Source organism: Dysgonomonas sp., from assembly GCF_035323175.1.
Classification (GTDB): domain Bacteria; phylum Bacteroidota; class Bacteroidia; order Bacteroidales; family Dysgonomonadaceae; genus Dysgonomonas.
The window spans coordinates 437793-449717 of sequence record NZ_DAOKYH010000001.1; the positions used below are offsets into that span (position 1 = coordinate 437793).

General features: G+C 38.9%; 6 protein-coding genes. 5 read left to right on the forward strand and 1 reads right to left on the reverse strand.

The features are described from left to right. The first annotated feature begins 427 nt into the window (after window positions 1–427). Window positions 428–2449: a TonB-dependent receptor plug domain-containing protein gene (locus tag PKC55_RS01900; protein WP_324371606.1), complete on the forward strand. Its 2022-nt coding sequence runs from the start codon at window positions 428–430 to the stop codon at window positions 2447–2449. Between the two features lie 105 nt (window positions 2450–2554). Further along, complete coding sequence (locus tag PKC55_RS01905; RefSeq protein WP_291128666.1) at window positions 2555–3193, forward strand: YiiX/YebB-like N1pC/P60 family cysteine hydrolase; 639 nt, start codon at window positions 2555–2557, stop codon at window positions 3191–3193. 52 nt (window positions 3194–3245) lie between these two features. On the opposite strand, the gene pheT is transcribed toward PKC55_RS01905, so the two are convergent. Further along, window positions 3246–5711 carry a phenylalanine--tRNA ligase subunit beta gene (pheT, locus tag PKC55_RS01910; RefSeq protein ID WP_291128663.1) on the reverse strand — a complete coding sequence of 822 codons (2466 nt, stop codon included), beginning with the start codon at window positions 5709–5711 and terminating at the stop codon, window positions 3246–3248. Window positions 5712–5968: 257 nt separating this feature from the next. On the opposite strand from pheT, the gene PKC55_RS01915 reads away from it, so the two are divergent. The 3 genes from PKC55_RS01915 to PKC55_RS01925 all read left to right on the forward strand — a co-directional run bounded on the left by PKC55_RS01915 (window position 5969) and on the right by PKC55_RS01925 (window position 11878). After that, complete coding sequence (locus tag PKC55_RS01915) at window positions 5969–7231, forward strand: hemolysin family protein (RefSeq protein ID WP_291128661.1); 1263 nt, start codon at window positions 5969–5971, stop codon at window positions 7229–7231. A gap of 136 nt (window positions 7232–7367) precedes the next feature. Further along, window positions 7368–9635, forward strand: a complete 2268-nt coding sequence (locus PKC55_RS01920) for a cation:proton antiporter domain-containing protein (protein ID WP_283686058.1) — start codon at window positions 7368–7370, stop codon at window positions 9633–9635. A gap of 26 nt (window positions 9636–9661) precedes the next feature. Further along, complete coding sequence (locus PKC55_RS01925) at window positions 9662–11878, forward strand: tetratricopeptide repeat protein (RefSeq protein ID WP_291128659.1); 2217 nt, start codon at window positions 9662–9664, stop codon at window positions 11876–11878. Window positions 11879–11925: the final 47 nt, after the last annotated feature.

Genomic DNA, 11925 nt, shown 5'->3' on the forward strand with positions numbered 1-11925 from the left:
TTCCTTCGTATTTCATGTTAGTTCAAAACAGTAAATATAATAGAAATATTTTATTTGAATGTTGAACTGCATAAAAAATATCAATTACAGAACCTCTCTTGAGCTATGGATGATTGAGTATCTATTGGATACAATGTGAATAGAGTTGTTCTTTGTATGTGTCTTATTATTAGTTTCTTATATTCTTTTTGAACGATGTCTATCAAATTTGCACTCTATTTAAAATATGGTTTGACTTCATAGATTTTTTAAATATTTTTTTCTTGACTATTCCTTTCTCTAAGTGTTTGATGTTTAAACTACTTTGCTCTAAATTATTTAAGCTGTTGTCCGTTCCTTCTATAATTCTAGCTGATATACATAGGTGAAGTTGTGCAGAATTTCTTTACTTTTGCAGCGACATTTTATTATTAATTAACTAAACAAAATGAATCAAAAACAAGTAAACAAACAACAGGCTTATCGCTTTAAAAGATTTTTGCGGAAAGCCTACAGTGCATTCAACAGTATGCACAGGCTTGTTAACATTGGGGTTGTGACAGGATGTGCACTTACATGTCTTCATGTATCGCTCGCATCTGCACAAACTACAAGTAACGAGCAACAACAAAAAGTGATGGAGAAAGAGCTCGATGAGGTGATGGTGACGGCATCGCGGGTAGAGATGCCGATCAACCAAACTGCGAAGCTGGTAACAGTAATCACTAAAGAGCAAATAGAGCAGGCGCCCGTCCGGAGTATTCAAGACTTGTTAGTTTACGCCGCTAACATAGATGTGATTCAACGAGGCGGACATGGTGTACAAGCCGATATCTCGATCAGAGGTGGCACATTCGATCAAAACGCAGTACTTCTCAACGGAGTAAATCTCTCCAACCCCCACACAGGACACTACAGTTTCGACATTCCAATCAATCTTTCCGACATCGAACGTATCGAAATCATTCACGGCCCATCAGCCCTAATATACGGAGCCAGTGCATTTTCGGGGGGAATCAATATTATTACAAAGAAAAGTGCAGATTATAAAGCTTATGCCAGTGTAGAGTCGGGCATGCACAAACTGCGTGGCATGGAAGTACGTGGTGTGGCAAAAGCTGGCATAACAACAAATAGTTTGTCGGTAGGCTATAACTCTTCTGCGGGTTATATAGCCAATAGCGACTATGATCTGTATAATGTGTTGTGGCAAACACGTTTCAGACTCAACGAATCTAAAATTGATTTACAATTAGGTTATAACGATAAAAAATATGGAGCTAATACTTTCTATTCGGCAAAGTATCCCAATCAGTATGAGCGTACAAGCACATATATGGGGTCTCTGAAAGGAGAGTTTGGTTCTAAATTCAAAATAATTCCCATTGTATATTGGGACAGGCATCACGATCAGTTTGATTTGATCAAGGATACCGACAAGGGGCGCAACTATCACCGGAATGACACCTACGGAGCGAATCTTATCTTTAGCTATGAATCTCGATTGGGGATTACCAGCTTGGGCGGTGAGTTGCGAAAAGAAGACATAATGAGTTCGGTATTAGGTAAACCGATGGTCGAGCCTCACCGGAAATATAAAATGTATGATGACCGCACCAATGCGAGTGTGGCATTCGAGCATACTTTAAGTATCGAAAAAGTTGTGCTTTCTGCGGGTGTTTTGATGAATCATAACACTTTGTTGAGTGGTAAATATAGGTTTTATCCCTCGGTGAGCGCTACATATCGCCCTGTAGAAGACTTTAATATATCGTCATCGTGGAGTAAATCGACACGGATGCCTACTTTTACAGATCTTTATTATACAACAGAAACCCACAACGGAAACAGCGGATTGAAACCTGAGAAGTCAGAGTCTCTCGATCTTAACTTCAAATACAATAAATCGTTTTTCTCTGCATATCTGACAGGCTTTCTTCTCTGGGGACGAGATATGATAGACTGGGTGAAGGTGAATGCAACTGACACAAAATGGGCATCGTGGAATCTTACGAAAGTAGATACAAAAGGTGTTGAAATGGGAGTGAAGTTCGGATTGGCAGATGTGTTCCCTGTATTAGGAGAGCAGTCTTCCGTATCTCTTGACTATGCACGTATGCATCAGACCAGCGATGCGCAAAATATGATATCATTGTATAGCCTGAATTATTTACGGGATAAGTTTACGGCACAGTTTCATCATCAAATTTATAAAGGGCTTTCCGCAGGCTGGTATTTCCGTTTACAAAAACGGATGGGATTTTATGAAAAGTATGAAAATCTGGTGAAGGTTGGTAATGAGCATTATCCGGCATTCTCTACACTCGACCTGAAACTTAACTACAAGTATAATGACCTTCAGTTGAATTTGAGTATGAATAATTTGTACAATACTCATTATTTTGACAGAGGGAATATTCCTCAGCCGGGTTTTTGGTTGATGGGTGGTATTAGTTATACTTTTAGATAGAATTAAATGGGATTGTCTGTTGTCATAAACACAGTGTTTTGTTATACTGAACAGAGTGAAACATCTCTTATGGCAGCAGGCAATCATTCTACATACCTCAATAATATGAAAACAATTGTTCTTATTTTGTCCCTATTGCTGCCATTTCATATTTCAGCCGATAATTTTAAGCTGCAAGCAGGAGACGTTATTTTTCAAGAGTCTTGTTCGGGAGATATGGGCAAAGCAATAAAGGAAGTGACATCGAGCATCGATCAATATCATTTTACTCATGTGGGTATGGTCTATATAGATGAAAATGACAGCATCTATGTAATCGAAGCCACTCATCCCAGAGTTGCTGTTACTCCGTTGCATGAGTATCTCTATCCCGAAAATAATAAAGGTTGCTATCCAGTATCTGTTGTGGGGAGGTTAAAGGCAGAATATCAATATTGTATACCCCGGGCAATACAAGAAGGATTTATGCTGTTAGGGAAAGAATATGACGATGGCTTTGTGATGAATAACGATAAATATTATTGTTCCGAATTTATTTATGAGATATTATTAAGAGCAAATAACGGGACTGCTATTTTTCCTCTTAATGTTATGACATTCAAATCTCCCGGGTCGGATGAAATAACAGAGGGTTGGAAGGAGTATTTCAATAAACTGAATCTTCCTGTACCCGAGGGGGAACTTGGTATAAATCCCGGAGCAATGTCACAATCGGATGTAATAGATATTGTTCATTATTATTAAAAAATAGGCTGCTTTACAAAGCAGCCTATTTTCATCTATTTTAGTTTGATATTTATCTCAACTGTGCACCTAACTCGCTTTCTAAAGATTTTTGTATCTTTTGCATGATGCCATCAATCTGTTTGTCGTTTAGCGTTTTTTCATCGTCCTGAATAACGAAGTTAACTGCATAAGACTTTTTGCCTTCGGGTAAATTTTTGCCCTCGTATACGTCAAACAAAGAAACGTTCTTCAACAACTTACGTTCTGCTTTGTATGCTATCTTCTCTATCTGATCGAAAAGGATATTCTTATCTAATAACAGGGCAAGGTCACGTTTTACAGCCGGGAATTTTGATATCTCCGTGTATGTAATGCTGTGTTTCTTGATCTCTTTCATCAGGCTATCCCAGTTCAGCTCGGCATAGAACACTTCGGCATTGATATCTTGCGATTTCAGGAGTTTCTTGTTAACTATACCCAGTACGCCAAGCGATTTACCTTTCCCCTTGGCTTGTATGTCTAAAGCTGCTGTAAATATTTCGTTCGATGTCTGTACGTATTCATACCTGTTGGTTGCAATACCCAAGCGGGCTAATACATTTTCAACATAGGCTTTTAGTTGATATGCAGATGTCTTTTCATCGCCTGCTGCCCAGCTATTGCTTATGTTATTTCCACTAAGCCACAAGCCAAGATGAAACTCTTCGTTGTATTCTTTTAGAGTTTCACCCTCCACTTTTTTAGAAGCATCATAGAAATAGCAGTTCCCGAACTCATAGAATTTGATGTCAGGATTCTGATGATTACGGTTGTATGCAATGCTCTCCAAACCTCCGTAAATCAACGTTTGACGCATCACATTAAGGTCGTTACTGAGCGGATTGATAACCCGTACGCTGTTAGCCACAGGGTATAATTGAGAGTCTGAATAATAAGCTTCTTTTGTAAGCGAGTTATTCATTATTTCTTTAAAGCCGCTACCTGTCAATTGCTCGGAGATCAGGTTCTGTAAGTCATAACTTTTATCCGTAGGTGTTTCGTACGAAAGGTTTGACTTCAGGCTGTCGCCTATTTCTATGTTGTTATATCCGTAGACACGTAATATATCTTCGATCACATCCACATCACGCAATACATCTACTCTATAGGTAGGGATAGACAGGCTAAGCGTTTCTTCTGTTTCTTTCTCTATTGTAATCTCTAAACTTTCGAGGATAGATTTTACAGTTTCTTTTTCGATAACTTTTCCTATCAGGCTATTTACTTTATCGTACGATAGCTCTACTGTAGGTTTTGCTACAGGATTAGGATATATATCTTGTATCGGTCCTACTATCTTACCACCCGCAAGTTCTTGTATCAACAACGCAGCACGTTTCAATACATAAATCGTATCGTTCGGATCACAGCCACGTTCGAAGTGGAATGAAGCATCGGTATTTAGTCCATGACGACGTGCCGATTTGCGTATCCATGTAGGGTTGAAGTATGCACATTCGAGGAAAATATCGGTAGTATTTTCGGTAACCCCCGAATCTAATCCGCCAAATACACCACCGATACACATGCCTTCTTTGTCGTTGCATATCATCAGGTCTCTCTCGCTAAGTGTACGTTCTACTTCATCTAGTGTAACGAACTTAGTTCCTTCCGGTAAGGTTTTTACAATTACTGTTCCTCCCGAGATATGAGCTACATCGAATGCGTGTAATGGATGTCCCAGTTCTTGTAATACATAGTTGGTAACATCTACTACATTATTGATTGGGCGCAAGCCTACAGAAGTAAGCCTGTTCTTAAGCCACTCAGGACTTTCGGTAACTTTTACGCCTTTTATTGTTACGCCTGCATAACGTGGGCAGGCTTCCGTATTTTCTACTTTTACAGGTACACCGCCGTTTGGTTCATCCAGTTGAAAGCTTTCAACTGATGGACTTTTCAGTGACCCTTTTAGTTTGTTTTGTTTCAGATATGCAGCCAGATCACGGGCAACACCAAAGTGTGAAGCTCCGTCTATACGGTTTGGCGTAATATCCACTTCGAGAATATATTCGCTCTGTATGTTGTAATATTCTTTTGCCGGAGTACCTACCTTAGCATCGGCAGGCAATACGATGATTCCCGCATGGCTTGTGCCTATTCCTATCTCGTCTTCGGCGCATATCATACCAAGCGACTCCACACCTCTGATTTTAGATCTCTTTATCGTAAAAGACTCATCGCCCGAATATAGTTTTGTTCCTACCAAGGCAACCACCACTTTTTGTCCTGCGGCAACATTTGCCGCTCCGCAAACTATTTGCAGCGGCTCACTTTGCCCAACGTTTACCGTTGTAATGTGCAGGTGGTCTGAGTCGGGATGATTTACACAAGTGAGTACTTCACCTATCACTAAGCCTTCGAGACCTCCTTTTACTGTTTCTACTTCTTCTACACCGCCGGTTTCGAGACCGAGAGATGTCAGGGCATCGGCAGTTTCCTGAGGGGATAAATCGAAGTCAAGATAATCTTTTAACCAGTTGTACGAGATGTTCATATATTAATGTTTTTATTTTTTCGAAAAAGTCCGTCAAAAATACAAAATTTATTTCATTCGGTTGTTAATATAATCTATCGAATCATTTATTTGAGAAGTGGGTTATATCCTGTTTCACGCATTTATTCCTTTATGGGTGATATCAAACAAAGCAATTAAGATTGAATGGTTTTTCAAACTTTCTTAATAAATATCAAATAAATGTATTTTGCATTTGTAATATCTTTACCTTCGCTTGACGAATATTAATAAAATATATGGAAATCGCAATCATAGTTCTTTTGATATTATTGAATGGTGTTTTTTCAATGTCCGAAATTGCTGTTATCTCAGCACGTAAATCAAGTCTCAAAACGGAAGCAAAACGAGGCAGTAAATCTGCTCAGAGTGCAATAAAATTGTCCGAAAATCCCGATCGTTTTTTATCTACTGTTCAGGTGGGAATTACACTCATCGGTATCCTCACGGGGCTCTATTCGGGAGATGTATTGGCGGGAGATGTATCGGCATTATTTATCAATCTGGGGCTTTCTGCAAACTATGCATATCCGCTTGCTCGGTTTGGTATTGTTATAATAGTTACTTATTTCACAATTGTTCTTGGCGAATTGGTGCCAAAACGTATTGGGATGAGTTCGGCAGAGAAAGTAGCTAAAGCTATAGCTCGCCCGATGCATTATTTGTCTGTCATTGTATCTCCTTTTGTATGGCTGTTATCCAAAAGCTCGGCTTTAATATTTCGCATGCTGGGTATTTCTCTGTCCGAGTCTAAAGTTACAGAAGAAGAAATTAAGTCGATGGTAATTGAAGGAGCCGAAGACGGTGAAGTGCAGGATGTAGAAAAAGAAATAGTAGAACGTGTTTTTAATCTGGGCGATAGGGATTTGGAATCTATTATGACCAATCGGGGAGATATCGTATGGATAGATACGGATATGACAAATGACGAGATTGTGGCGCTTATACATAAATATCCTTTTGATAAATATCCTGTAGGAACCAAAGATTTGGATCATGTGCTGGGTGTTGTTTATCTGAAAGATATGTTTGGTAAGATAGAATCTCCCGACTTTGATGTGAAGACTGTTGTACGCCCCGTTCAGTTCTTTTCTGAAAGTATGGAAGTGTACAGTGCTCTGGCTGACATGAAGGCTAATCATATATCGTATGCTCTTGTTTGCGACGAATTTGGTGCGGTGAGGGGAATTGTTACGTTAAAAGATATTCTGGAAGCATTGGTCGGTACTTTGTTAGATCCTCAGGAAGAGCCGGCGATCGTACAGCGTCAGGATGGAAGTTGCCTCATAGATGGGCAATGCTCATTCTACGATTTTCTTGTTTATTTCAGAATGGGAGATATGTATAACAAATACGACTACAATACAGTAAGCGGTCTGATACTGGATAAGCTGGGGCATATACCGAAGACCGGAGAGATTCTGAAATGGAAAGGTTTTATAATCGAAATTGTAGATATGGATGGCGTTCGTATAGATAAAATACTAGTTAAAAAAAATTAATATATATAATGCTTATACATACGCTATTTAAGTAAAGTAGGAAAGTAATCGAAAATAAACCATAATTTTGTCTTCGCTTAGGCAAAAGTATTATATGGTACTTGTAATTAATTAAGGTTGTTAACGGAGAACAGATATGAAAAAATTAAAGAATGTACTTTTTTACATTATATCGATAGGGTCATTCTCTCTCATATTACTTATTATACTTCAACTTGGTAAAAATAATCTGGAGGTAGGACGTACCATCTCAGAGCAAACAACAGGAGAAACCGCATGGGGCGAATTTGGCAAAAGCTTATTGCATAATATAAGTGTTCCTTTCGCCCTCTTAATGTTGCAGATAATTGTAATCATGCTGGTGGTGAAAATTTTTGGCTGGATCTGTAAAAAGATTGGCCAAACCTCGGTCATTGGCGAAATAGCGGCAGGGATCGTATTAGGTCCATCTTTATTAGGCTTATATTTTCCTGAGATTTCCCAATTTCTGTTTCCTGTATCTTCGCTTGTGAATATCAACTTATTGAGTCAGGTAGGGCTTATACTCTTTATGTTTATTGTGGGTATGGAGTTGAATCTGAATGTGTTGAAGAACAGGGCTCATAGTGCTGTAATCATAAGTCATGCCAGCATCGTTTTCCCATTCACATTAGGCGCATTACTAGCATATTTTATATATGAAGACTTTACCCATGCGCATTCCGGGTTTGTTTCGTTTGCTCTCTTTATGGGAATTGCAATGAGTATAACAGCCTTTCCCGTTTTGGCACGTATTGTACATGAGAAGGGTATTAATAAGTCGCCGGTAGGGCCAATGGTTATTACCTGTGCAGCCATAGACGATATCACAGCTTGGTGTTTGCTTGCCGCAGTGATAGCAATAGCCAAAGCCGGAACTTTCACCAGTTCGCTATATGTGATCTTAATGGCTGTGGTATATGTACTTATTATGTTTAAGGTTGTTCGTCCTATCTTAAAGAATATTGCAGATAACCACCATTCCAAAGGAATGTCTAAAACCATAATGGGTGGCTTTATATTAATATTGTTCTTATCGGCATATACTACCGAGGCTATCGGTATTCACGCCTTGTTTGGGGCTTTCCTTACAGGGGTTATAATGCCATCGAATATCCGTCTGCGTAATCTTCTGACCGAAAGGATAGAATATGTAACACTGATAATCCTGTTGCCTCTATTCTTTGTTTTCACAGGATTGAGAACCGAAATCGGTTTATTAAATACCGGACATTTGTGGCTAGTGTGTTTTATTGTGATTGCGGTTGCCGTAACCGGTAAATTTTTGGGTAGCGCCTTGGCTGCCCGCTTTGTGGGACAAAACTGGAAAGATAGTTTGGTGATAGGTGCATTGATGAATACCAGAGGTTTAATGGAGCTCGTTGTCTTAAACATCGGTCTCGACTTAGGAATATTAACGCCCGAACTATTTGCCATGATGGTGATTATGGCATTAGTTACCACGTTTATGACATCGCCTAGTTTAAATATTTTGGATAAGATATTTAAACGAAATGAAAATTATTCTGAAATATCGGCACAGAAGAAATTTAAAGTATTGGTGCCTTTTTCAAGCCCTCAAACAGGGCGTAAGCTGTTGCTTTTGGCAAGCTGTTTGATAAAAAGAAAACAGTCACAGTCTGATCTGACATTATTACACTTGACGGAAGGTAGTCCGATGCATCAATACAATATAGATGAGGAAGAAGATCGTATTTTTGAGCCCGTGAAGGAAGAAGCACACTCTTTGCAACAGGATGTAAATACGATGTTTGAGGTTACAAACAACTTTCAGAACAGTATTATAAAAATTGCAAACAAAGGAGAATACGATTTCCTTTTGATTGGGAATAAAGGATATACATATTCCGACAGGTTTCTAGGGCGTTTCTCCAATGCTCTGAGTTATGTTCCCGATTATATTTTTTCTATAGTACAGAACAAGATCAGAAAAAAAGGAACGTTCAACGCACCTTTCGATGAACGTACCCGCTCTATTATTTCGAAGACGAATATGCCGGTTGGCATATTTATTGATAGAGGATTAATAACTATCCGTAACATTTTTGTTCCTATATTGGATGAGGATGATATTTTTATGGGTGACTTTATGGAAAGGCTGGCCGAAAACTCATACGTGAGAATAACATTATGGGATCGTGTAGGATTGGCCGAGAACTCGATAGAATTTGTAAAGTCTGTAAAGGCGATAAAAGCTGTGAACCCATACCTATTTCAGCTATGGAACAACAATATACCCGTAGATAGTGATATATTGATGAAACAAGATTTGATCTTGATTAGTCTCAATAGTTGGAAAGAACTGGATGTAAAAAAACCTAACTTGCTTCGTGATGCTCCTTCTACATTGATAATGACTAATTGAGCATAACCTATACATAGTATTAAAGAATGAACAGTCGCGATATAATAGCTCTTAAAAAAGAAATACTTCAAAACCTGTCAAAAAGACAGTTGAAAGATGTGTTTGAGTCACTGACAAAGTTGGTCGTAAACCTTCAGGATTGGAAAGTGTCTGAAACATTGAGCGAATTGGAGACAAACTACAAATATATGCTTCATTACCTGTTTGAAGGTGTTGAAGATACCGAACGGGATAATGTGTATCGTAACCTCTTAAGGTCTTTATACGAGCTGACAGACGATGTTGCCGATGAACTGTTAAATATAGAGTCGACCAATATATTTTATGAAAAGTATCGGATAAACAGATTAAAGACGAATACGCTGCCTGATTATTTGAAGCAGTTGAAGGATATTTCCGATTCTATGTCTATTGTCGATTTACTTGAGGCGGGAGAAGAAAAGAACCAGCGAAAACTTGATTTGGCGGTAAGGCGTGAACGTATAGCTTCCGATTTATTCTCCAAAGTATATGTCTCTCCCCGAGCCGAAGAAAGCGACTATAATGATTATATCTCTTTTCTCGAAAACGAGGTGATGCCTGTAAGAGAAAAGAGCCTGCTTTTGTCCGCTCTGTCTCTAAGCTTGTTTCATCGTTTCGACTATAGAAAAGTGCAGGTGTTGATGTACACATCTTTTTCCGACAATATGCAACTGCGGGTAAGGGCTATTGTAGGTCTTGTGATTCTCATGCAAATGTACGATGTGCGTTGGTCATTGTATCCTGAGCTGCAAAGCCAATTGGATATTATGTCCGAAAATCAGGAATTCCGCAGGGCTGTTCGTCGTGTTGTGATTCAGTTGATTCGTTCGCGCGAGACCGAGCAGATTAGTAAGAAGATCCGGGAGGAGATTCTGCCTGAAATGATGAAATTTAATAATCTGGCGGGTCGCAAACTGAATATGGAAGAGCTGATGGGCGGTGATACAGATTTCTCGGAAAAAAATCCTGAATGGCAAAAGGAACTTGAAGAGTCGGGACTTGGTAAAAAGCTGCAGGAATATTCCAATTTGCAAATGGAGGGAGCCGATGTGTTTCATTCCACTTTTTCTGGATTAAAGCACTTTTCTTTCTTTTCCGAAATAAGCAATTGGTTCATGCCTTTCGATCCTTCATACTCTGAACTTATGAGCTTGTTTCCCGAAGATAGCGGAAGTAATCTGTTGAAGACCGCCGTTCTCGATTCGGGGCATATGTGCAACTCCGATAAGTATTCTTTCTGTTTGAGCCTGTTACAGATATCTCCTGCACAACGGGATATGATGATGGGGCGGATGGGTGCCGAATCGGAGGAAATCAAGCAACTGCAAAAAGAGGCACAGGCAATGAATCCTACTATCGATGATGAGGTTACTTCAAATCAATATATTCAAGACTTGTATCGTTTCTTTAAATTACATCCATATCGCAACAACTTCTTTGATGTATTCAAGCTGAGTTTGAATTTTTATGAAAAGAAATCCATAGCGCCATTGATATCCGATGAAGAAAGTATGAGGAAAATTGCTCAATATTGCTTCGACAAAAACAATTTCAGTGAGGCTTTGGATGTTTTCAATCGCCTGATTGATATTGATAGTCAGAATGATGATATCTGGCAAAAAATAGGGTATTGTAAGCAAATGCTCAACAACCAGGATGGTGCTTTGGCTGCTTACTTGCAGGCAGATGTGCTGAGACCCGATAATTCGTGGATCATAAGACGTATAGCACAGATATACCGAACATTGAAGAAGCCGGATATGTCATTATACTACTATCAGAAGGCAGCAAAACTGAATCCTGATAATGTAAACACCGAACTGAATATAGGACATTGCTATCTGGAGATGAACGATTATGAGCAGGCCTTGAATACGTATTTTAAGGTAGAACTATTAGACTCCAAGGGCACAAAAGCGCAGCGTCCTATTGCGTGGACTGCATTCCTGTTGAGGAAATACGAGTTAGCTCAAAAATATTACAATCAAATTTTAGAAAGAAAACCTACGATACATGATTTCTTAAATGCCGGGCATGTAGACCTTTGTGCCGGTAATATGAAAGAAGCTATCGAGCATTATAAGCAAGCTGTATACAAAGAGAATGACTTCGAGTTGTTTGCAATGTTGTTCGAAGCAGATAGAGAAAGCCTTATGAATCATGGCGTAGAGGCAAAAATATTTCCATTCTTATTTGATCAGATCAAATACGGAGTCGGATAAATAGAAGGTGTTTTTGAATAAAATACATTGTTTAATCGTCATCTATA

Excerpts from the sequence above, each read along its gene's own strand:
- PKC55_RS01900 (WP_324371606.1), top strand. The coding sequence starts at position 428 with ATGAATCAAAAACAAGTAAACAAACAACAGGCTTATCGCTTTAAAAGA.
- PKC55_RS01905 (WP_291128666.1), top strand. The coding sequence starts at position 2,555 with ATGAAAACAATTGTTCTTATTTTGTCCCTATTGCTGCCATTTCATATT.
- pheT (WP_291128663.1), bottom strand. The coding sequence starts at position 5,711 with ATGAACATCTCGTACAACTGGTTAAAAGATTATCTTGACTTCGATTTA.
- PKC55_RS01915 (WP_291128661.1), top strand. The coding sequence starts at position 5,969 with ATGGAAATCGCAATCATAGTTCTTTTGATATTATTGAATGGTGTTTTT.
- PKC55_RS01920 (WP_283686058.1), top strand. The coding sequence starts at position 7,368 with ATGAAAAAATTAAAGAATGTACTTTTTTACATTATATCGATAGGGTCA.
- PKC55_RS01925 (WP_291128659.1), top strand. The coding sequence starts at position 9,662 with ATGAACAGTCGCGATATAATAGCTCTTAAAAAAGAAATACTTCAAAAC.